This window comes from Corynebacterium silvaticum (assembly GCF_002162115.2).
In the GTDB taxonomy this organism is placed as follows: Bacteria; Actinomycetota; Actinomycetes; order Mycobacteriales; family Mycobacteriaceae; genus Corynebacterium; species Corynebacterium silvaticum.
Window position 1 is genome coordinate 1423512 of the sequence record NZ_CP021417.2, and the last position, 22547, is coordinate 1446058.

A 22547-nucleotide genomic window follows, 5' to 3' on the forward strand; every position below is an offset into this window, starting at 1 on the left:
GCCCCTCTTAGCTTTCCACATCAAAGCACAGTCGGTTCTGTACATACTCTAAATAAGAATTCACATTCCGTTTAGTTTCTGCAACTGAATCTCCGCCGAACTTCTCCAAGGCAGCACGAGCCAAGACCAACGCCACCATCGACTCTGTGACTACGCCAGCTGCGGGTACAGCACAGACATCCGAGCGTTGATGTATTCCTGTCGCAGGTTTTCCATCCGTCATGTCTATAGTTTTCAGGGCACGGGGAACTGTTGATATCGGCTTCATCGCCGCACGCAAACGCAGGGTTTCTCCGTTGGTCATACCCCCTTCTAGTCCGCCTGCTCGGTTACTCAGACGCTGGATACCGTCGGCCGTACGCACAATCTCATCGTGGGCTTCCGAGCCTCTACGGCGCGCCTCTTCAAAGCCATCGCCGACTTCAACCCCTTTAATGGCTTGGATACTCATCAATGCAGCTGCCAGTTGTGCATCAAGACGATTGTCACCAGAAATATGCGAGCCCAATCCGATGGGGAGACCGGAAACTACTACTTCCACGATTCCGCCGAGCGTATCCCCCTGTTTCTTTGCTTGCTCGATCTCGCTCACCATTGAGGCTTCTGATGATTCATCAGCTGCACGCACTGGCGACGCATCGATTCTATCGAGGTCTTCCACAGAAGGCAGCGGTCCCTCATAAGGTTCCGAGCGCCCAATGGACACGACATAAGACAACACATCTACATTGAATACTTCACGCAAAAACGCTCGGGCTACGGTTCCTGCCGCTACCCGTGCAGCAGTCTCTCGCGCAGATGATCGCTCAAGCACTGGCCGTGCCTCATCAAATCCATACTTGATCATGCCAGAAAAATCAGCGTGGCCTGGGCGAGGACGCGTTAGCCGAGCGCCACGACCAGAGTTCATCGCATCAGCGGCTTCTTGGTCATGAGGATCCAATGGGTCGGCAGACATAATGGCAGTCCATTTAGGCCATTCGGTGTTGCCGATCATGATAGCGATCGGACTCCCCAAGGTCTTGCCATGCCGAACCCCACCAAGAATCGTGACCTCGTCGGCTTCAAATTTCATCCGAGCGCCTCGCCCGTGTCCGAGCCGGCGCCGCGCGAGTTGAGCAGAAATGTCTTCTCTAGAGAGAGAGACACCAGCGGGCATATTCTCAAGCATGGCAACGAGTGCCTGGCCGTGAGATTCTCCTGAAGTAGTCCAACGAAGCATGGTTCGCATTATGACATGAAGGTATGACATTAGCCCTCTTTCGGCGCCAAAAATGACGCCTATCCCATCCCATGAGACACCTTTAGGGGGTAATCACATAGGAGAAAGCCGTGGCCAGGAGCATTGCCGGCCCATGCGGGATACGTACGGTGCGCTGTTGAACAGAATCTCTGACACCATGGCTCTTTACGTTCCTACCCCACGCCTGCACGCTGTGAGACTTTTGATAAAAGACCATAATGGCCCCTGCGCATAGGCTAACCAGCTGAGCCACTGCCATCGCGCATACTACGGCTAACGGCGAATGCATGGCAGCAACGGTACCGGTGATAAGCGCTAATTTAATGTCACCGCCGCCTATGGAACCTTGCAGGCTTAGTCCTAATAAAAAATACATCCCTGCCCACACCATTCCGCCCAATAAGCAGCTCGGGCGACCAATCTCTACGGCCCCAACGACCACACCTATAGCCACGGGAATAGTGAGTACGTCCGGTAGCGTGCGATACCGTAAATCGTAGAGACACAGACCACCTGCCCATGCCACAACAACGAGCACTACCGCTGCATCAGCATATTCTTCCAGCATTACTACGTTATGTTGCTCCCCCATGCTGCTAACACTAGCGTTCTTAGCTTTTCGACGTCTGTACGTTCCCCCTCGCCGTTTTATTCCTCAGGAGCTATGTGCAGCGCCCGATATAAGGCAGATCTCATTGCCTCGCGTGGAGCATCGTGTCCGGTAAAGAGTCTGAATTGTCCAAAGGCCTGATGTGCCAGCATGACATGCCCACCTACTGCAGGGGTGCCATGCGCGCTTGCCGCTTGGGTTAATGGGGTGGGCCACGGGGAATAGATGACGTCGAGAAGCGGGGCGTGAACAGCCTGATACGCTAGCTGGCTGCTCCCCTGAGCCGGGATCGTAGAAATTGTTACCGCAGACTTTGCAGCGATCTCGCTTATGTCCCCATCAAGACGGGCGAAGGACAAGGATTCATCCGTCTCTTCTATAAGGGGATAAAATTCCACGCTACGCTCACTGCGGTTAGCTATCGTGATGTGTTTGATCCCAGATTGAATCAATGCCCACACAGCAGGCCTAGCCGTTCCTCCTGCACCAATGACGAGCGCATGCGCCCCCTGAAGCGCGGCGAGGTCGCCGTCGAATAATTCGCTAAGGGCGCCTGTCACCCCATCTACATCTGTGTTATCCGCAAGCCATCCAGTATCGCTGCGAACTAAAGTGTTCGCTGCACCAATCCGGGCGGCCCTAGGGGTGACTTCTGTGGCATAGTCCAACGCTGCAAACTTTGCCGGCATAGTCACAGAAAAACCTTGGTACGTGGCGTCTGCGTTGCCCACTATTTCGGGCAATTGCGCCTCTGTGCACAAGATTCGGCCGTACTCCCAATGAGTTAACCCCATCGCCTGGTAACCAGCGTTATGCAGCGTGGGAGATAAAGAATGCTCAATGGGGCTGCCCAGCACCGCAGCGCGGTGTGTGATTGTTACTGAAGGAGCAGACGATGCAGACAGTGTGGTCATGGTAGCTAAGTATAGAAAGAGCCTCCGCCCCTTGTCTCATGGTCACTATAAAAGTGCCGCCTGAAACATGGTCGGAGGTTTTCTTGTGTGCTATCCCAGAAGCTGTCGCCCGGTTTTTTAACGGTTACTATCTAGAACGCCATTTTGGATCGAATCACGCGTTGCTCGCTGGTGATCGTCGAAATTATTGCTAAATACTGTTGTTCCATCGCGATGGGTGGTAACAAAGTAGAGCCAATCGCCAGTTGCTGGGTTTTCCATTGCATCGATGGCTTCTTTAGAGGGGCTAGCAATCGGAGTCGCTGGTAGACCCTCCATAGCGTATGTGTTCCACGCAGTCTTTTTTCCGCGGTCTTCATCCGTGGTAGCAACTTCTTGCTCGCTTAGCCCGTAGTTAACGGTGGAGTCGAATTCCAGCCGCATCGGCTTAGCCAGACGATTCAAGATCACTCGGGCGACCTTATCAAAGTCTCCCGCAGGTGCTTCTCGCTCTACGAGTGATGCTGCAGTAAGCAGGTCATATGGCTTAATACCCATGGCATTAGCACGGCCTTCTAAGTCCGTGCTTTCAAACGACTTAGCACCACGGGTAATCAAATCGTTCAAGATGCCCTTGGCATCGCTAGTGGGGTTCACGATGTAGGTTCCTGGGACAATAAGTCCTTCCAGGCGCTTAGGGTCATTACCCCGAGCCTTCACCGCTTCAACCGCCCACGCAGGGACTCCCAACTCCGAGGGATCTGCGGTACCAGCCACTTTTTGGAGTTCCTCTGGGGAAATGCAGTTTGTAGATCCCTGAGTACACGTTACGTCGGAGATCATCGAATAGATGCCCTTGCGGGTATTCCCCTTCACAACTGTGACATCGAGCAATGTGGCACCACCAGGGATCCCCAGGGCCTCGACCTTGTTAGCGGGGTCGAGAAGAGCCTTCACTGCCTCAGCCGCACTCATATGCTGCTGCAGCCGATAAAATCCTGGCTCAATACGGCTAGCGTTGGGGTGGGAAAACGCTGCGGATTGGAAAGCGTTATTTGTTGCTACGACCTTGCGCTTTTCTAGCTCAGGACCTAGTTCAGAGAGAGAAGAGCCCTCAGGAATCTCCACTAACTCATAATTTCCGTTACCAGCGCCCTTGTAATCTGATCCACCGTTAAAAAGATGCACACCAATATAAGTAACAGCACCGATGATTAAAACAAGCGCTGCTACCAAAACGGCTAGGCCACGCTGACGGCGCTTGACATACTTACTTTCCATTCGCATCGATCAACGCCTTTCGTTCGGGGATTCTGGATTCAAAGCTGCCTCTGGAATGACCGAAGCATCTGTGTAGCCGTCTTCTGTCGAGCCTGCCATATCATTCCGCTCTTTATACGCGTGTCGCCCATCCAACCACGATTGTAGAATTTCTACCGCAGCGGCTTGGTCAATTACTTTTCGCCCTATTTTCTCGGAAATGCCGGAAGCACGAAGCGCTTGCGTGGCGACGACCGTGGTGAGCCGTTCATCAGCTAACCGTACGGGAATCGAAGATTCGGAAGCCTGGAGGCGTCGAGAAATCCTAAAAGCTATGTCCTTGGCGTGCTTGACACTCTTAGAGCCATTTCCCTTGAGGTCTCTAGGAAGTCCCACTACGACTTCCACCACGGCGTACTCACGAATAATCTCTAGTAGCCGATCTATGTCGCCCTGGTCTCGATCTCTCAGGCCTGTTTTACGAGGAACAGTTTCCACTGGCATCGCCAATCGAGCACCCCGATCGGATGCGGCCACGCCGATTCGTACAGTGCCTACGTCAATACCCAGTCGTCGTCCATTTCCAGGATCGTCAATACCAGGGGTATCGGGGGTAATTGGCATAGGTATCCTTTAAACTCTTATAGCTAAAACCTGGACTAACCACCTATGCACGCCACAACATCTTCAGAAAAAGAATGCGTATACCTGCACAAAAGGCGAATCACTCAAAGACTGCGCTCCAAAGAATGGAACGGGACATAACAACGTTACCTTTTTGTGACCGGGAACGTCCAACGATCATTAATTCAATCTCAAGTTTTCACACATAGGTAGTTCCATAAAATGGCGCTTTCCGTGACCCCGGTCCAGAGTCTCACGCCGCCATATGCACAAGGCACCGACCCTTCCGAGAGACCTTATCTCCTTGGGGACCAGTGCCTTGTATGCAGCATTATACGATCTACGTCACAGACGTTATACCGTTACTAGCTGCGGATTTCATCCTTAACAGCCGCGACACCCGAATCAAAGCCCGCGATGTCTCGCGCAGACCCCTGAGCCATATCTGGTTTACCGCCACCATTACCTTGGATGTAACCACCAAGCACCTTGGCCAGCTCATTAGCTTTCACGCCTTGTGCGACTCCAGCCTTCGTTGCAGCAACCACAAATGGAGTCTTGCCGCTGCCGTCTTCCGCAATCAAAGCGATCACGGCTGGTTTATCTCCTAGGCGTGACTTCAGGTCGATAGCCAAAGCACGCACATCATTGCTGGAAACGTGTTCTGCCAAGCGATGGGCCACAACGGTCACTCCGTTAACCTCATCGGCGTCCGTCAGAAGTGTAGCGGCCTGGTTACGCAGTTGCGCTGCGCGAAGATCGGCCACGGCTTTTTCAGCCTCCTTGAGCTTCTGGGTAAGAGATGCGATCCGCTCAGGAACATCATCCGTCTTGGCCTTCATCGAGGCAGCGATTCCTTCAACCAATGCCCGTTCTTTTGCCAAATACTGGAACGAGTCAAGGCCGGAATATGCCTCGATACGGCGCACACCGGAGCCCACGGAGGCCTCACCTAGGATAGCTACCGGACCAATCTGCGAGGAATGCTCAACGTGAGTTCCACCGCAGAGTTCCATTGAGAATGGGCCACCGATTTCTACAACACGCACAGTAGAACCGTAGTTCTCACCGAACAGCGCCATAGCACCCATAGCTTTCGCCTCATCAAGCGAGGTTTCAATGGTGTTCACAGCCCAGTCAACGTCTACAGCTTGATTAGTGATCAACTGGATTTGTGCGAGCTGCTCAGCCGTCAGTGCTTCGGTGTAGTTGAAATCAAAGCGAAGATACCCTGGCCGGTTCAGGGAACCAGCCTGAACTGCAGTAGGACCGAGCACGTCACGCAGTGCCGCGTGAATCAAGTGCGTAGCCGAGTGCGCTTGGCGCGCGCTATGGCGCCATTGCTTATCGACGTTCGCAGAAACCGTATCCCCGATGCTTAATCCACCTTGAGCCACAGTTGCCTTGTGCACCCATAGTTTCTTGCCGATCTTCTGCACATCGTTGACGTTTACTATGGTATCGCCCATGACGATTGTGCCACGGTCTCCTATCTGACCGCCGGCTTCGGCGTACAGCGGAGAGGCTTCCAAGATAATTTCGACTTCATCACCAGCGGCGACCTCATGGACCTTAGCTCCTCCGGCGATCATGCCGAGCACCTTCGATTCCGTGCTGAGCTCGCTATATCCCGTGAACTCGGTCGGGTGCTCGTCTACCCACTCGCGGTAGATACTGAGATCCACGTGTCCGTGCTTCTTAGCCCGGTTATCGGCCTTGGCGCGCGCACGTTGCTCAGCCATGAGTGAATCAAAACCAGCAGTGTCTACTTCCAGTCCAGCCTCAGCAGCCATTTCCAGAGTCAAGTCAATGGGGAAACCGTAAGTGTCGTGCAGTTTGAAGGCAGATGCGCCGTCGAGAAGCTTCTTGCCCTCGGTTTTCACCTCGTCTGCTTTTTCCTCAAAAAGCTGCGTTCCGGAGGCAAGCGTCTTAAGGAAGGCCTTCTCTTCTGTAAGCGCAACCTTGAGAATACGCTCACGGTTGTCCGCGATCTCAGGATAAGACGGAGTCATCGTATCCATGATGGTGTTCATGAATTGTTCCAGGGTATTGCCCTTGGCGCCAAGAAGGTGCGCGGAACGAATGATACGACGCAGGAGACGGCGCAAGATGTACCCACGACCCTCGTTACCTGGGGTAACGCCATCAAGGATCAGCATCATGCCAGTGCGCGAATGATCCGCAATCACGCGGAATCGGATAAGGTCCTGTTGCGGTGCGCCCTCGCCATAGGAAGCACCCGTAAGCTTCTCTGCTACATCAATAACTGGACGCAACAGGTCTGTCTCATAGACGTTGTCTACGCCTTGGAGAATGCACGCGACGCGCTCGACGCCCAGGCCGGTATCAATGTTTTTTTTAGGCAGCGGGCCCAGAATCTCAAAGTTGTCTTTTCCGATTCCCTCACCGCGCTCGTTCTGCATGAAGACCAGGTTCCAGATCTCCATGTAGCGGTTATCGTCGGCGATTGGGCCGCCTTCTTTGCCGTATGCGGCACCGCGGTCATAGTAAATCTCAGAGCACGGGCCACAAGGACCTGGGACACCCATTGACCAGTAGTTATCTGCCATCCCTAGCCGCTGAATACGTTCTGCGGGGATGCCGATCTTTTTGTTCCAGATATCGGCGGCCTCGTCGTCGTCAAGATAAACGGTGACCCAGAGGCGTTCTGGATCAAGCCCAAATCCGCCTTCGGCTACGGGCTCCGTGAGCAGCGACCATGCGTGGGTAATCGCGCCTTCTTTAAAGTACTGGCCGAAAGAAAAGTTGCCAGCCATCTGGAAAAACGTGTTGTGACGGGTGGTAATTCCGACTTCTTCAATATCCAGAGTACGCACGCACTTTTGGATCGACGTAGCAGTGCCGTTAGGGAATGGCGGGTTCTGTTGTCCGAGGAAGTATGGCTTAAACGGAACCATGCCGGCGTTAACAAAAAGCAGGTTCGGGTCATCCAAGATCAGCGACGCACTTGGCACAGCCTGGTGGCCAGCTTTAACAAAGTGATTGGTGAAGCGTTCCCGAATTTCATGGGTCTGCACGGCAGTGTTCCTCGCTTGTTGTCTTAAGAATCTAGTAATACTCACGAGGCCAGCAACAGCTTTTCGACGCATCCAGCATCACACACCATCACGCCTCATGAGGCCCTTCATCACCCTACGCGGAAGAATCTAGGCAGTCGGGCTACTACTCTACCCGCTCGCAGTCCTGATTCCATGCTTGACTCCCTCAAATACCACCGAGTCCCCTCGAAAATAACGCAGAAGGGCAACGCTACGAAGGCCGAATCATCCGACGAAGCCGGCCAATGTAATCAGAAATCCGTTTTTCTGCACCGTGTTTCGTGGGGTGGTAATACACTGCATTATCTAGCTCAGGCGGCACATAGCGTTGTTGTACCACGCCACGTGGATCATCGTGCGGATATTTATAGCCCACAGCATTTCCCAGCTGTTTTGCTCCCGCATAATGCCCATCACGTAAATGTGCCGGCACTGGGCCATATTTCCCTTTTCTGATATCCGCAAGAGCTCCATCTACTGCACAAATCACGGAATTGGACTTCGGCGCAGTAGCTAAATGAATCGTTGCTTGGGCCAACGTTATCCGAGCCTCAGGCATTCCGATCATCTGAACTGCTTGCCCTGCCGCTACAGCTGTTTGCAGAGCAGAAGGATCGGCCATACCAATGTCTTCGCTAGCATGAATGATCAATCTCCTAGCGATAAATCGTGGATCCTCCCCTGCATCGATCATTCGCGCCAAATAATGCAACGCAGCATCCACGTCTGAGCCCCTGATTGATTTAATAAAGGCACTGGTCACGTCATAATGCTGATCGCCGTCGCGATCATAACGCACGATGGCACGGTCTACGTTCTCGCGAATAGCGTCGACCGTGAGCTGCTCATTATCAGGAATAGCTTCTGCTGCGGCCTCAAGATATGTAAGCGCTCTGCGCGCGTCTCCGCCTGCTAGCAACACCAGCTGCTCAAGAGCTTCATCTGTGACCTGGATTCGCTCCCCTAATCCACGGGGATCGACGATCGCTCGTTGAAGTACTTCCTTAATAGCATCCGGATCTAATGGTTGCAGCTGCAATACCAAAGATCGGGACAGAAGCGGAGAAACGACGGAAAAAGAAGGGTTCTCTGTAGTGGCAGCAACAAGGAGCACAGTTCTGTTTTCCACAGCAGCAAGGAGAGCGTCCTGCTGTGTTTTAGAAAATCGGTGCACCTCGTCGATAAACAAAACGGTCCGCTTGCCGTGGATAAGGCTGCGCCGGGCCTCGTCGATCACAGCACGCACTTCTTTTACTCCGGAGTTCAGCGCCGATAAGCCAACAAAATGATGGCCGGTGGCCGAGCTGATAAGCGACGCGATCGTAGTCTTGCCGGTGCCCGGTGGCCCGTACAGAATCACGGATGCCTCACCTGATCCCTCGATGAGGCGCCGTAGTGGCCGCCCCGGCCCCAGTAAGTGCTGCTGTCCCACGACCTCGTCAAGCGAACGCGGACGCATTCTCGCAGCTAGAGGAGAATGTGCACCGGCTGCAAAGACTTCAGGTTTAACAGTGTTTCCTTTTTCCCCGGTGCTAAAGAGATCCTCCATGATGTGTTCGCCCCTCCTCTTTGAGTTCAACACAATCCGGTCAAGCTACAGCTGCACGTTAAGTCCTGATTGTTGAGTGAGCCTTAACATGAGAACGTGAGCCCATGTGAAAAACATAGAGGTGCCAGTATATCCCTAGCACCTCTACACAATGAGGCCTGAATAATCAGCCGTTTTCTGTGCCCAGCGTTTGGTTTAACGCTGTTAATCGAGCTTTTCTACGAACTTACCTGCAAAATCCGCTACTACAGGGAAGCGGGAGTCTGACTCACGCCGCGCAAACCTGTACAAGGCTTCAAATGTTTCATACAGGTCTCTTCTGATGAGGAGCAGAGCTTCTTTGTCCTCATCAAAAACGGCATTTTCATCGTCTTCTTCCTCAGCAATACGGAAGATGTCGTGCAACAAAGTGTTACCAGAAGTCGTAAGCCGCGCGACTATTGCGTCAACATTCATGGACTCCGCGCCATCGGAAACCATCCCCTGATAGAGATCCTCAAACGCTTCATTGTCATATCCCATATGCATCATGGCCACGGAGGAAAACGCCCAACCAACCAATGCGGTAAGGATACGGGCATGGAGTCGCGAGAGATTCCGAACGTTGGGCCACATGCCTGCAACCTGCTGTGCCCAAGAGTCAATAAAGATGTCCGCTTCATCGTCCATGACTGGACGAGCAAAGAGGAACTGCGGGAAACCAGCCACCACGCATGCGACGTCGAAAGCAGCATCCCTGAACCCAGCCCACTCATAGTCTAAGAAATGCGTCTTATCGGAAACGATAATGTTGTCTGGAGACAAGTCAAAAGGCGTAAACGCTCGATGCTGCCCCGAGGTCAAACGACGTCGGGCATTATCAGCAAATTCCTTTACCACCTCGGGGACAATGATCCCCTGCTGTTCAATGAGCTTGATGCCTACCTCGATATACATTCGGAGTAAGCGCTCACGGAAGTCGTGCATCTCCGTGATCTCAGGATGCTTGGTCAGCATTCGGTGCAAAAGGATGTCAAAATCCTGCTCTTTGGATGCCGTTCCCACGTGCAGCTTGCCTATCGCTTCTCCCAGATTGCGGAGAATTTCAATACGCAAATCGGCGTTTGAGCTATCAAGCAGGTCAGCAAAAGTATCGCCATCACCAGAATCTGAAATGACCAGGATGTGCTCGTCAACGTCATACGCCAACAGCACAGGGCCAGGTCGGACTTCTTCGTTCAAGGAAGTCGTGAACTGATAAGAAACCACTTCCCGCATTAACGTGGATTCGTCGATAAGCCGTCCCGTCGGGGGAATATATTTAAGGACCACCGAACGTTGCTGTAAAAACGGCGATGGAGCAACCCTAGCTCTTAGCACAATCGCAGTACCCGAGCCGTTTAGTTTTTCTACTTCTAGTAGTTCTTGCCGTCCGCCATATCGCTTTGAAAGGAGCTCTTGCGCCGCTTCCACTATAGATTCGACGGATGTTTTGTTTTCAGCATGGTCAACGACCACTTGGACACCAAGTTTGCTGTTCTTGCTCATTCGGCCCATGTGCACTGCCCTCCTCGAGCATGTCGTGCCACATCCGAGTCGAACTGCAGGTGTACAACCAAACACAACGACTCGGATGATAATCGAGGCAAGCCTCGGTAACTCTCACAAATGCGGGATCGCTTAATACCAGACTATTCCGCAGACTTCTTCTTAGGTTTGAAATCTACCCCTGTCTCACGACGCTGTTCCAGTGGGATCGGCGCAGGAGCGTCAGTTAGCGGATCAACTCCGCCGCCGGACTTGGGGAAGGCAATGACGTCACGAATAGAATCAAAGCCGCCCAGCAGGGAGACAATGCGGTCCCAACCAAAGGCGATTCCACCGTGTGGCGGCGCACCGAAAGCGAAGGCGTCAAGCAAGAAGCCAAACTTCTCACGAGCTTCTTCTTCCGTGATGCCCATGACCTTGAACACGCGTTCTTGCACATCACGGCGGTGGATACGAATCGAACCTCCGCCGATCTCGTTGCCGTTGCAGACGATATCGTAAGCGTAGGCTGTAGCCTCACCTGGGTTTTCGTCGAAGGATTCCATCCATTCTGGCTTTGGAGAAGTAAACGCGTGGTGCACAGCCGTCCACTTGGAATGTCCTAGAGCTACGTCACCAGAAGCGGTAGCGTCCGCGGCAGATTCAAACAAAGGCGCGTCGACGACCCAGGTAAAGGCCCAATCGCCATCCTTGATAAGGTCCAGCTTGCGAGCAATCTCGCCACGGGCTGCGCCAAGGAGGGCACGAGAGCTCTTTGTGTCACCGGCGGCAAAGAAGATGCAGTCGCCTGGTTTTGCCCCAACGTGCGCAGCAATTCCAGCGCGCTCTGCCTCAGTGATGTTCTTGGCTACTGGGCCAGACAGTTCTCCGTCTTCTCCCACCAAAATGTATGCAAGTCCCTTTGCGCCACGCTGCTTAGCCCACTCTTGCCATGCATCGAGCTGACGACGTGGCTGCGATGCTCCGCCTTCCATGACCACAGCGCCCACGTATTCGTTTTGGAAAACACGGAAAGTGGTGTCCTTGAAGTAATCAGCGCACTCTACGATCTTGATGTCAAAGCGCAGGTCTGGTTTATCAGAGCCGTAAAGACGCATAGCATCGGCATACGTCATACGTGGGATCGGGGTAGGAATGTTGTAACCGATGAGTTTCCAGATCTCGGTAACAATTTCTTCTGCAAGAGCAATGACGTCATCTTGGTCGACGAAGCTCATCTCGATGTCAAGCTGAGTGAACTCCGGCTGGCGGTCAGCACGGAAGTCCTCGTCTCGGTAACAGCGCGCAATCTGGTAATAGCGCTCCATGCCTGCAACCATCAGCAGCTGCTTGAAAAGCTGTGGTGATTGAGGAAGCGCGTACCATGAGCCAGGCTTCAAACGAGCAGGTACTAGGAAGTCTCGTGCGCCTTCAGGGGTAGAGCGAGTCAGCGTAGGAGTCTCGATCTCCACAAAGTCATGGGTATCGAGCACTCGACGTGCTGCCTGGTTAGCTTTTGAACGCAGACGCAGTGCCCCACCCTGTGTAGGACGGCGGAGGTCGAGGTAGCGGTACTTCAGTCGCGCTTCCTCTCCCACTTCTCCGCCGCTTTGGGATGCATCGTCGATTTGGAACGGCAGTGCTGCGGCTTCGTTCAAGATCTCAAGATCACTAACGTTCACCTCGATCTCACCCGACGCTAGGTTAGGGTTCTCAGATCCTTCAGGGCGAGCTTCCACGACACCAGTAACCTTGACGCAGAACTCACTGCGTAAATGGTGAGCTTTCTCGGCCACGTCGTTCTCACGGAAGACCACCTGAACAAGACCAGAAGATTCCCTTAGGTCGATGAAGATAACGCCACCGTGATCACGACGGCGAGAAACCCAACCAGTGAGGGTAACAGTCTGCCCAGCGATATCCTTACGGAGATCACCCGCGAGATGAGTGCGCAACACGTGCACCAAATCCTTTCGCTTGTGCGGATTCAATCCGCCCTTTGCTTATCAACTGCTCGATTCTACCCCTTGAGGTACGCCCCGCGCGACAGCGGGCGCCACAATTATTATTCCGTGATTGACAAGGTAGAAAGACACAGGAAAACCTTTGCCCATAAGGCCATGCAAAGACCTGGACTAGCCTAAGCACGTGACAGAGGGCATTCTTTTGACGGATTTCTCATTCTTTTCTCGGCTTTTAGGTGAAGTATTGCTGAATCTTTCCTTCTTTTCCTCTTGAGCGCCGATGAAAGGGTCAAGTCGTGTGGCATGATAATTCCATGACTTTCCGTGGCGGTATAGAAAAGCCTGAAAACCTTGCGCGCACTGGTGGCGGTGGTGGAAAAATCGCGGCCGGCGGCGGTATCGGAACCCTCCTTCTCGTGGGCATCTTTTTGCTCATGGGTGGAAGTCCTTCTGACCTAGGCCAGTTTTTGGGAGACACTAACCAGCCACAAACCTCTCAAAGCTCTGGCACATTGGAGCACTGTAAAACGACTGATGACGCGAATCAGCGCACAGATTGCCGCGTAGAGTTCACTGGCATTTCCGTCAACCAAATGTGGGCGGAACAGCTCCCCGCCCAAGCCGGTCTAGCTTTTAAAAAACCTCAACTAGTTGTGTTTAACAACGCCACCAACACGGGGTGCGGCGCTGCATCCGCCGCTACGGGACCTTTTTACTGCCCCAGCGATCAGACCGCTTATTTTGACGTGAGTTTCTTCGATCAACTGTCCAAATACGGCGGTAAAAACACCCCGTTTGCACAGGAATACATCGTTGCCCACGAGATCGGTCACCACATCCAAAACATTGAGGGCACTCTAGGCCTATCCAATTACAATGACCCCGGCCCTAATTCTAATGCAGTGAAGATCGAGCTCCAGGCAGACTGCTACGCGGGAGTCTGGGGACATTACGCGGATAAAGGCGAGAACGCTTTCTTAGAGCCAATCACCGAGGCGCAGGTTAACGACGCTATCAACGCCGCACGCGCAGTGGGAGACGATAATATTCAGGAGCGCGCTACCGGACGAGTCAACAAAGAATCCTTTACACACGGTTCTTCTCAGCAGCGCCAAGAGGCGTTCCTTGCCGGGTATCGCTCGGGGAAGATGAGCTCCTGCGATTTCCTCCAACGCAACGTCTACAAGTAAGCGCCTCCACAAGGCAGGCGCTTACCTGCCACGCTAGACCAGGATGCTACTGCGAATCCGCAACGTTTTCTGCAGCATCCGCGGTCTCAAAAGGCTCAGCAGAATCTAGTCCAAGACGCACACGCTCGGCAGCTAAAATATCCTTAGCTAGTTGAGCTTCAGACACATCGACCGCATCGTGCACGTCTGCCGATGCTGCTTCGCGCGCGTATTCGTCGAAAAGCTTACGTTTCTGAGCATTGATCTCCAGTAATCGTTCATCGATGGTCTCATCTCCGAGCAACCTATAAACGCTTACCGGCTTTGTTTGTCCCATGCGGTGCGCCCTGGCAATGGCTTGATCTTCTAACGCAGGCTTTACCTGTACTTCGGTGAGCATCACCACGCTCGCCTTTTGGATATTAAGCCCCACGCCCCCGGCACTTATCTGAGCCAACAAAACGTCTTGTCCATTGGACCCAAGCCTGTCCACGAGCTCTTGTCTTTTAATCGGAGCAACATCGCCGTTGATGATTCCGACGCTTCTCTGGCCAAACTCAAGATGTAGCCGATCAAGGACATTTCTAAAGTAGCTAAAGATAAGGATGTTCCGGCCTTCGGTGGCGGCCTCATCAGCGAGTTCGATGATTCGTTCAACTTTTGCACACAGCGGGCGTTGCGCGACCATCGCAGCCCGGCGCGCGGACATCCAATTGCCTTCTGCCACGGCGTGTTTATATTCTGCGAGATCCTGTTCTGTGAGGTCGATCCACTCATCTGTCTCGATTTTCGTGGGGAGCTCGTCAAGGACGTCTGTTTGATTTCTGCGGAGATAAGCTGGCGCGATTGCGGTTTTAAATTGTTGTGGGCGGAGGTTTTCTTTGTGATCTAGTAAGTAGGTCTGGTTGTATGTAAGCGACTAGTTGACGGAATTCGCTCAGTCGATTTTCTAGCGGGGTGCCTGTCATAAGCAGTGCGTATTCGGACTGTTCGATGAGAGCTTTGACGGCTTGGGATCGTTGGGCGGCGGGGTTTTTGATGAAGTGTGCCTCATCAATGATGGATATGGCTGGCGCGGGGATTGGTAAGGATCGTGCGCCTTCATAGGTGACGATCAGCACTCCGCCTTTGGTGGTCCAGGTGGACAGGGCTGCTTCTTTGAGTTCTCCGTGGGCCACATGGACAGGGATTGTTGAGAATTTGCCGAACTCTCGGCGCCAGTTAACGATGAGGGACGCAGGCACTACCACGAGTATTCGTGCGTCTTCTGCGGTGTCTGCTTGTGCGACGATATGCGCTGCGGCAGCGATAGCTTGGACTGTTTTTCCTAGGCTCATTTCATCGCCGAGGATGACTTTCTTTTGTACTAGAGCGAATTTGGCACCAAAGCTTTGGTATCCGCGAAGGTAAAGCTCTGTGAGCAGTGATTGATCGAGGCGAAGAGCTCGTATTTTGGCGATTGTCTCTTCTGGCAGGGCAGATTGCCCTGATTCATTGCTTTCTACTTGTCTTAATGCAGACCAGAGGGTTTGGTAGTGCGCCGGGCGCGTTTGGTAGTCCTCCCACACGGCTTCACCAGGGTCTGCAACGGGAGGCGTGGCAAATGTTTGGGGTGCTGCGTTAGCCCACGAGATGTCTTCGATGAACTGCTCATAATCTGCGTCGGTGCTGCGCTGTGTTGAGGAGGGGTCGATAAGCCCTGTGGGGTTTGCCGTGCGGGCGACAAGGAAGGGGGCGCCGATAAGCGCGATGTCTCGTGGGGTGCCGCGGAAGTATCCGATGAGTCGGTCTCTTCTATTGCGTTGCTCTTCCGACAGGTTGTCGGCTTGTTCAAAGCGGGCCAGTATTTGTAGCAGCTGTACTAGTTCGGGTGTGCGGGTGTCTCCAAGGTTGGTCAGTGGTGCTGCCATGGCCTCAGAGTAAAGTGTCTGGGCAGCGCCTTTGATTCTTTTGGCGGTGGCGGCCCCGATCCCGGATACCTGGGTGAGCGTAGTCTCTGGGGTTGAGAGCACGTCAAGCACGCTAAAAACTCCCACGTTTTCCAGCCCGGTGAATCTTAGGCGCTCATTGGTGACTTCTTTGAGTGCGTCTAGCGGTAGGCCGCGTACGAGTTCGGAGGCTTGACGCGATGTGATTGCTCGTGCAATGTGTTCTGCTTGCCCTCGCAGGTTAGAGACAGAATTGGGGTCGTTTTCTATCTGGGTTACTAGTCTCCTGGCGGGGATCACATAGCTACGGTCGAGGGAATCGAAAGTCGCGGTGCCTATTCCCACGCCTATCCCAAGGGCCTGTGCCAGGGAGCCGCGGGCAGCGGCAAGGTAGCGTTCTGGTGTGCCGTGGATGCCTGGGGTGAGGTGTACGCCTAGGTGTTGGGCGCGATTGGCGTCGTCGGCACGCGAAAGAATATGCATGATGCTCAGCGTGGCGCTATCAATGGCGGGGTTTGATAGGAGGCGTTCTAGCTCGGCTGTTGCTTGTTGAGCGGCAGCGACGTTAGTAGAGCTAAAGAAGCTGAAAAGCCGGCCGTTTGCGGCGTTCGCAGACTGATCTAGCAACGGGATCAGTGGGTTAATGAGTGCAGAATAGCTCTGCACTGTGGCCGCTATCGTTTCTTTTTCCTCGGCGAACTCTGCGTGCAGGTAAAGCCCGTGTGGCCAGGTGATAGTGGATGTGTCAATCAATCGCACCGATCCGGCCTCAATCCCCATGTGTACGGCACGAGCTGTGGGGAGGTCTCCAGAAACATATGAGGCCACGGCAACGGCTCTATCTTTGAGGGAGATGAGCTGTTGCGCGCGGCCTCGAATAGCGGTGAGGTGACTACGATCCATGTATTAGAAGTCTAGGTCACTGCTTGACTTCAGCGTTAGACAGAAACTTCTGGGTGTAGGTCCTTCATCTTCATTTGCCGTTCTCGCAGTGCTGCAAAGGTGGAGAAGCTAAGGAATAGTGCAGCGATGAAGAAGAGCACTACTAGGGACTGAAGCGCTCTATGATCCAGCGTCATATCAGTGTGGTAGATCATCTGGCGCAGGAGATTTACCGAGTAGGTCATCGGATCGTATGTATGGAACCAACGCAGCGGTGCAGGTTGTGTTTCCGGTGGATATAGTCCGCCTGAGGAGACAATCTGCAAGGACATAAAGGCGATGCAGAGCACTCGGCCAACGGTGGAGCCAAAGACTGCGTTGAAACCTTGGGTGATAGCCATAAACGCCATGGAAGATACACACATGGCCGCCCAAAGGCCGATCTCGTTGTATGCATCTAGACCGATCGCGTAGCGCTGGACAAAGAACATTACTGTCGCCTGCGAACAACCCACGATGACGGCAGGAAGGTACGATGCGAGCACTGCTCTGAAGGGGGCTACGCCGGTTTCGATGGCTCGACGTTGCAGGGGACGCATCAGCATAAAGGTGACGGTTCCGCCCATGAATAGCCCGAGCGCAATAAACATTGGTGAAAGTCCCACTCCAAAGAGGGACATAGTGTCTTTGGTTACTTCTTGTTTGACTGGGGTCGACACATTCCGGGCGGCATCGTCTATCGTTTTTTCGTCAAAAGAAGGAACCTTGTCTGCACTCTGGTTGAGTTTGAGCGCTAATTCGCCAGATCCTTCGGAGAGTTTGACCAGGCCAGAGCTTAGCTGCGCAGCGCCAACGGTGAGTTGCTGGGAGCCTTCAGAAAGCCGGCTCGTTCCGTCCGCAAGGGTTTGCGTTCCCACGACGAGTTGTTCGGAGCCGTCGGCAAGCTTGTGCAACCCAGTGGAGAGCTTCTGCGCACCATCCGTTGCCTGGTTGACGCCGGAACGGTAGGGCGCTGCGGGATCCGAAAGCTGGCGATGGATTTCCGCAGCTCCATGAGAAAGCTTATTGAGCTGCCCGATGATTTCAGAGTTTCCGCCGATACCTTGTGCAGTAATAGACGCGATGATTGCATCTGCGCTATTGGCTAGGTCGATTGCTTGCGGAATACCCGTTGCCCGCAGCTGTGCACTCAAATTGACCAGCGGAATAGTCAGCTGATCCTGGGCGTTACTTGCCTGACGCGCAACACCTACAAGCTTATCGACGCCCGCCGATACCTGCCCTGCCCCATCACCTAGGGTATCTGTGGCGGTATTAAGCCGTTGCAACCCAGAGGCTAGAGTGTCTGCGCCGTCCTTTGCCGTGCCGATTCCTTGGTGGAGTTGCTTTGTGCCGTCGGCAAGCTTGTGCGCGCCTTGGTCGGCAGCCTCGATGCCGTCGTGAAGCTGCTTCGTACCGCCCTCAAGTTTTTGCGCGCCGTCCTTTGCCGTGCCGGTGCCGTCGGCAAGCTTGTGCGCCCCGTCGCCTGCTGCATGCAGCCCGCTGCCGATTGCGTTAAACCCCACCAACAGCTGGTTTGCTACTCGCGTTCCAAGACGCTCATTAACGCTGGCTAGCACGCGTGCCACTACCTGATTTCCCACCGTGGTGGCCAGAAAACCATTGGCATTGTTGTACACGGCATTGAGCTTGGCTTGGTGTGGCTTATCCGTGCTCGCACTGATTGCTGCTTCAGAGAAGTCAGAGGGGAACTCGATGGCAAAATAATAGGTGCCGTTAGCTATGCCCTCTTTTGCTGTCTCAGGATCGACTTCAATGAATTTAGCCGCCGGATTGTTAACCAGTTTTTCCACAATCTGGTCACCGGCTTTAATATCTTTGCCGTCCTTTGTCGCGCCTTGGTCAGAATTGACTACGGCCACAGGAAGCTTGTTAAGGCGTCCGATTGGATCCCAATAAGACCAGACAAAAAGGCCACCGAAAAGCAGCGGCATCAAAACGATCACGACGATAGCCAGCGGGGGGAGCTTGCCATGCCCGAACCGACGAAACTCGGTCCCAATATGGAATAGGTTCACTCGCCTATCCCCTTTCCTATCCGTTGGCGTTGTTGCTTCATATCACTCATTGCTATCCCCCAGCTGCAACAGGTTATCGAGTACATTTTTCTCCCGATCCTGCGCCCGTTTTAGCGCACCGGCCACCGGTACATCGGCATCGCAAATTCCGTCCACATCCGAGTTAGCAGACACCGTGACTACCGGAAGCACCTCGGATACTACTTTCAGCTGGCGTAAGAGATCCGCTCGCAGACGGAGACTCCTAATCTGGTCAATATCGTCCACGATAAGAAGATCCGCATCGGGTCGCGACGTCAAGGCCAAAGCAATCCTCAACGCAAAGCGTTCCAGCGGATCTAGCTCACCGACCTTCTTTTTGCCAAAACTCGCAGTGGCCTGGATACCAAGTAACTCTGCCGCTTGAACAAAGCTATCGATCTTCTCAATCGAAGAAGGCACCCGACGCCACCAGCTACTCGTCCACGCTGCCTGCTCGCGCACCACGGCTTTGACCGGCACAAGCCGTTCCAGCGAATCAAATTCAGGGATTCCTGCCAAAGCCACATGCTTATGGAGCTGTCGTGGAGTAGTCATTTCTCCTGATGCAGAGTTAAGCATCACTGTCCCAGACTTAGGCTTCATACGCCCAGCCAGGGTCAATGACAGCGTGGTCGCCGAGTTTTCGCGACCGCAATGCAGCAATGTCAACCCCGGTTCAACATCAAGATACGGCAATTCAGTGCTGCTGGTGAGTACGAGGTCTCGAGCGGTCAGCACCACCGGCTCGTCGGGAGCCTGCGATGACGTGTGTGCTTCAGACGGGTCCATGTATTCCTCTGCTTCACTGGTTTACGAGAACCAAAGTGAGATGTTACCCTCCACATTGGAGTCAACAACATATTTCTCTCCCCGTGCTGCAATGTCAAACAGGCCTGCGCACAGATACTTCAGCAAAGCTTATACCCCTCCCAGCACAAGGAACCCCATAATGCGATCCGACGCCATGCGCAGACGTAATAGTCTCATTGAAGCCGGGATGTCCCTGCTCATCAGGGATGGAAAGGACATGACGCTCGAATCAGTGGCCGAGGAAGCCGGAGTAGGCATTGCCACCCTGTATCGCAATTTCCCCACGCGTAACGACCTCGTCCATAGCTGCATTATCGCTATCGCTGACCGTGGAGTCGCTGAGCTCAAGCGCATAGCCGACGCCCCACCTTGCGATCAAGAAGCCGCACTAGACCAGCTCAATGAGCTGGTTAACCTCATCACGGCTGTCGGACTCAACATACTTATCCCGGCGCTAGTCCAACCCGAGGAAAAACAACTTCCTCCCGATTTTGTGAGACCCCGCGAGGCACTTTTCACCCAGATCCGCAGAATCGACACGAATCTCCGCACCACAGGCCTTATCCATTCCAGTATCTCCGGCATTGACTTCTACACTGGGATTATCGCGCTATGCGCACCCCCACACTTTGATATGGGAACGCTCCCCGCCCCATCAACAAAACATCTCATCGCTATCTACTTAGCGGGATGCCGCGCCGGAATATCTATTAAGGAGGCCTCTTCATCGTGCGAACAGTGACCATTGTGTCCGCAGGACTCTCCACGCCATCAAGCTCTTTATCTCTTGCACAAGAAATCGCCGCTGAGGTTCGCAAGGAAGTTGCAGCCTCAGGGCAAACGCTCACAGTGCAGGTTATAGAGTTACGCAATCTTGCGGTCGATCTCGCGCACTCGGTGACAGAAAACGCTACCTCCTTGGAATTGCAGCAGGCTATTGATTCTGTACGTTCCGCCGACGCCCTCATCGCGGTAACCCCGGTGTTTAAGGCCAGCTATTCCGGCCTTTTCAAGATGTTCTTTGATGTATTACAACCACAAGATATTCATGAAATGCCTGTGATCATCGCCGCTAATGCAGGTTCCCAGCGGCATGCGCTCGTCCTTGAATACGCCGTACGCCCATTGTTTACGTATCTCAAAGCGGCGACTGTTCCCACCGCAATTCTGGCCACGCCACACGATAGACTGCCGGAAAATTCCGATGCCTTCTGCCAACGAATCCACCGCGCGGCACACGAGCTTGCGCTTCTTTTAACGCCCTAGGGTTTTAAAAAAATACGATGTTTTAGTCCCCGTGATAACGGCAATAACAGAAAATTCTCACCACGAATGTAGAATCATCACACCCTGCATTACCCCAGAAAACAGACTTATTAAACGCCATAATCACAGACCACTAGATCGCTAGACGCCATATCGCCACCATTCGGGGGCTGAACTTGTTGTGCTCTATCTCTACTATGGATCTCACTCACCCGTTTTTAAAGGAGCACAGATGACCATCAGCATCATCGACTTGTTCAGTATCGGCATCGGCCCCTCGTCCTCACACACAGTAGGACCGATGCGCGCCGCGAACCATTTTTCCAGCGCCCATCCAGAACTCTTAGGCGCAAAAATTTCCGTCACGTTGCACGGATCTCTTGCTGCAACCGGAGTCGGTCACGGAACTGACCGCGCAACCATACTCGGTCTTGTAGGTTATGAGCCAACCACTACCACCCCCGACATCGCTCCAGCATTCGGCGAACCAGTAGCCACTGAAGGCACGGTTACTGGCCCCGACGGCATCGTCTCTTACCAACTTATTTTTGATCCCACGCCCCTTCCAGAGCACCCCAACGCGATGACGTTTATCGCCTATGATTCCACGGGAAACCAGCTGGCAGAACCCGAGGTGTACTTCTCCGTCGGCGGTGGATTCATCCTGACTAAGCAGGAATTCCATGCACAGCAAGAACCCCTTGGTTCTGGCGCATCCACAACGTCTCGGGTTACTTCCGACGATCCCCTGCCATATCGATTCCGCACGGGCGATGAGTTGCTATCTGTATGCAAGCAATCCGGACTTTCCGTAGCAGAGATCATGATGTCCAACGAGGTGGCAATCCATAGGGATGCTGCACCCGTCATCAAGCACATTGATGCGGTTTGGGAAGCTATGCAGGAATGCGTAGTCCAGGGAATTAAGACACCGGGTATTTTGCCAGGTGGTCTTAACGTCCAGCGCCGGGCACCCGGGCTTCACGAGTATCTTCACCGCGACATAGACAACGCTCACGAGGATACCCTGCGTGCAATGGAATGGGTCAACCTCTATGCTCTTGCAGTCAATGAGGAAAACGCTGCCGGCGGCCGTATTGTCACCGCTCCTACTAATGGAGCTGCCGGCATTATCCCGGCAGTCATGCACTACGCCCGAGACTTCCGCAAAGACTTGTCCGCTGATTGGCACCGCGATTTCCTCCTCTCCGCAGCGGCGGTAGGAGTGATCATCAAGCTCAATGCTTCTATTTCAGGCGCAGAGGTCGGATGCCAAGGAGAAGTCGGCTCAGCGTCAGCTATGGCGGCAGCCGGACTATGCCAAGTCATGGGCGGAACCCCTGAGCAGGTAGAGCATGCAGGGGAAATAGCGCTTGAGCACAACCTCGGACTCACCTGCGACCCCGTGGCTGGCCTAGTCCAGATTCCGTGCATCGAGCGCAACGCAATCGGCGGCGTGAAATCTATCAACGCAGCACGCTTGTCGCTTATTGAGACCGGGCCTCACCGCGTCAAGCTCGATGAAGTCGTGAAAACAATGGCAGATACCGGCAAAGACATGCTCACAAAGTACAAAGAGACCTCCATGGGAGGCCTGGCAGCCAACCTCGGACTTCCAGTGAACCTCACCGAGTGCTAAAGACAGTTGAAGGCCTTGACCCCAGAAATATCTGCTCTGGGGTCAA

At 53.7% G+C, this 22547-nt stretch carries 15 protein-coding genes and 1 pseudogene; 4 read left to right on the forward strand and 12 right to left on the reverse strand.

Going from position 1 to position 22547, the window contains the following annotated elements; genetic code table 11:
- Positions 1 to 7 precede the first annotated feature (7 nt).
- The 9 genes from aroC to aspS form a co-directional block, all read right to left on the reverse strand.
- Positions 8 to 1222, reverse strand: coding sequence for a chorismate synthase (aroC, locus tag CBE74_RS19075; RefSeq protein ID WP_180709359.1), 1215 nt, complete (start codon positions 1220 to 1222; stop codon positions 8 to 10).
- An 82-nt stretch (positions 1223 to 1304) separates the two neighbouring features.
- Positions 1305 to 1835, reverse strand: coding sequence for a prepilin peptidase (locus CBE74_RS19080; protein ID WP_087454056.1), 531 nt, complete (start codon positions 1833 to 1835; stop codon positions 1305 to 1307).
- A 56-nt stretch (positions 1836 to 1891) separates the two neighbouring features.
- Positions 1892 to 2767, reverse strand: a complete 876-nt coding sequence (locus CBE74_RS19085) for a shikimate dehydrogenase (protein ID WP_087454057.1) — start codon at positions 2765 to 2767, stop codon at positions 1892 to 1894.
- 117 nt (positions 2768 to 2884) lie between these two features.
- Positions 2885 to 4033 (reverse strand): endolytic transglycosylase MltG, encoded by a 1149-nt coding sequence (gene mltG / locus CBE74_RS19090; protein ID WP_087454058.1) that lies wholly within the window; start codon positions 4031 to 4033, stop codon positions 2885 to 2887.
- Between the two features lie 3 nt (positions 4034 to 4036).
- Positions 4037 to 4630 carry a Holliday junction resolvase RuvX gene (gene ruvX, locus CBE74_RS19095; RefSeq protein WP_087454059.1) on the reverse strand — a complete coding sequence of 198 codons (594 nt, stop codon included), beginning with the start codon at positions 4628 to 4630 and terminating at the stop codon, positions 4037 to 4039.
- A 365-nt stretch (positions 4631 to 4995) separates the two neighbouring features.
- The gene (gene alaS / locus CBE74_RS19100) at positions 4996 to 7668 is read right to left on the reverse strand and encodes an alanine--tRNA ligase (protein ID WP_087454060.1); all 2673 of its coding nucleotides are present in this window, start codon (positions 7666 to 7668) and stop codon (positions 4996 to 4998) included.
- Between the two features lie 232 nt (positions 7669 to 7900).
- Positions 7901 to 9238: a replication-associated recombination protein A gene (locus tag CBE74_RS19105; RefSeq protein ID WP_087454061.1), complete on the reverse strand. Its 1338-nt coding sequence runs from the start codon at positions 9236 to 9238 to the stop codon at positions 7901 to 7903.
- Between the two features lie 204 nt (positions 9239 to 9442).
- Positions 9443 to 10774: a phosphotransferase family protein gene (locus CBE74_RS19110; RefSeq protein WP_087454062.1), complete on the reverse strand. Its 1332-nt coding sequence runs from the start codon at positions 10772 to 10774 to the stop codon at positions 9443 to 9445.
- Positions 10775 to 10908: 134 nt separating this feature from the next.
- Positions 10909 to 12702, reverse strand: a complete 1794-nt coding sequence (gene aspS, locus CBE74_RS19115; RefSeq protein ID WP_180316378.1) for an aspartate--tRNA ligase — start codon at positions 12700 to 12702, stop codon at positions 10909 to 10911.
- Between the two features lie 320 nt (positions 12703 to 13022).
- On the opposite strand from aspS, the gene ypfJ reads away from it, so the two are divergent.
- Positions 13023 to 13898, forward strand: coding sequence for a KPN_02809 family neutral zinc metallopeptidase (gene ypfJ / locus CBE74_RS19120; RefSeq protein ID WP_087454895.1), 876 nt, complete (start codon positions 13023 to 13025; stop codon positions 13896 to 13898).
- A gap of 46 nt (positions 13899 to 13944) precedes the next feature.
- Here ypfJ and CBE74_RS19130 read toward each other — a convergent pair.
- From CBE74_RS19130 to CBE74_RS19140, 3 genes and pseudogenes are all read right to left on the reverse strand, one after another.
- Positions 13945 to 16708 (reverse strand): annotated as a pseudogene (locus tag CBE74_RS19130) (DEAD/DEAH box helicase).
- Positions 16709 to 16743: 35 nt separating this feature from the next.
- The gene (locus tag CBE74_RS19135; protein WP_087454063.1) at positions 16744 to 18765 is read right to left on the reverse strand and encodes a YhgE/Pip domain-containing protein; all 2022 of its coding nucleotides are present in this window, start codon (positions 18763 to 18765) and stop codon (positions 16744 to 16746) included.
- 42 nt (positions 18766 to 18807) lie between these two features.
- Positions 18808 to 19575 carry an ATP-binding cassette domain-containing protein gene (locus CBE74_RS19140; protein WP_087454064.1) on the reverse strand — a complete coding sequence of 256 codons (768 nt, stop codon included), beginning with the start codon at positions 19573 to 19575 and terminating at the stop codon, positions 18808 to 18810.
- 160 nt (positions 19576 to 19735) lie between these two features.
- On the opposite strand from CBE74_RS19140, the gene CBE74_RS19145 reads away from it, so the two are divergent.
- From CBE74_RS19145 to CBE74_RS19155, 3 genes are all read left to right on the forward strand, one after another.
- On the forward strand, positions 19736 to 20338 hold the full coding sequence (locus tag CBE74_RS19145; RefSeq protein ID WP_087454065.1) for a TetR/AcrR family transcriptional regulator: 603 nt from the start codon (positions 19736 to 19738) through the stop codon (positions 20336 to 20338).
- Complete coding sequence (locus tag CBE74_RS19150) at positions 20326 to 20862, forward strand: CE1759 family FMN reductase (protein ID WP_087454066.1); 537 nt, start codon at positions 20326 to 20328, stop codon at positions 20860 to 20862. The genes CBE74_RS19145 and CBE74_RS19150 overlap by 13 nt, the downstream gene beginning before the upstream one ends.
- A 232-nt stretch (positions 20863 to 21094) precedes the next feature.
- On the forward strand, positions 21095 to 22501 hold the full coding sequence (locus CBE74_RS19155) for an L-serine ammonia-lyase (protein ID WP_087454067.1): 1407 nt from the start codon (positions 21095 to 21097) through the stop codon (positions 22499 to 22501).
- Positions 22502 to 22547: the final 46 nt, after the last annotated feature.

Coding starts and splice junctions, on each gene's coding strand:
- aroC (WP_180709359.1), bottom strand. CDS start 1,222: ATGCTTCGTTGGACTACTTCAGGAGAATCTCACGGCCAGGCACTCGTT.
- CBE74_RS19080 (WP_087454056.1), bottom strand. CDS start 1,835: ATGGGGGAGCAACATAACGTAGTAATGCTGGAAGAATATGCTGATGCA.
- CBE74_RS19085 (WP_087454057.1), bottom strand. CDS start 2,767: ATGACCACACTGTCTGCATCGTCTGCTCCTTCAGTAACAATCACACAC.
- mltG (WP_087454058.1), bottom strand. CDS start 4,033: ATGCGAATGGAAAGTAAGTATGTCAAGCGCCGTCAGCGTGGCCTAGCC.
- ruvX (WP_087454059.1), bottom strand. CDS start 4,630: ATGCCAATTACCCCCGATACCCCTGGTATTGACGATCCTGGAAATGGA.
- CBE74_RS19105 (WP_087454061.1), bottom strand. CDS start 9,238: ATGGAGGATCTCTTTAGCACCGGGGAAAAAGGAAACACTGTTAAACCT.
- CBE74_RS19110 (WP_087454062.1), bottom strand. CDS start 10,774: ATGGGCCGAATGAGCAAGAACAGCAAACTTGGTGTCCAAGTGGTCGTT.
- ypfJ (WP_087454895.1), top strand. CDS start 13,023: ATGACTTTCCGTGGCGGTATAGAAAAGCCTGAAAACCTTGCGCGCACT.
- CBE74_RS19140 (WP_087454064.1), bottom strand. CDS start 19,575: ATGGACCCGTCTGAAGCACACACGTCATCGCAGGCTCCCGACGAGCCG.
- CBE74_RS19145 (WP_087454065.1), top strand. CDS start 19,736: ATGCGATCCGACGCCATGCGCAGACGTAATAGTCTCATTGAAGCCGGG.
- CBE74_RS19155 (WP_087454067.1), top strand. CDS start 21,095: ATGACCATCAGCATCATCGACTTGTTCAGTATCGGCATCGGCCCCTCG.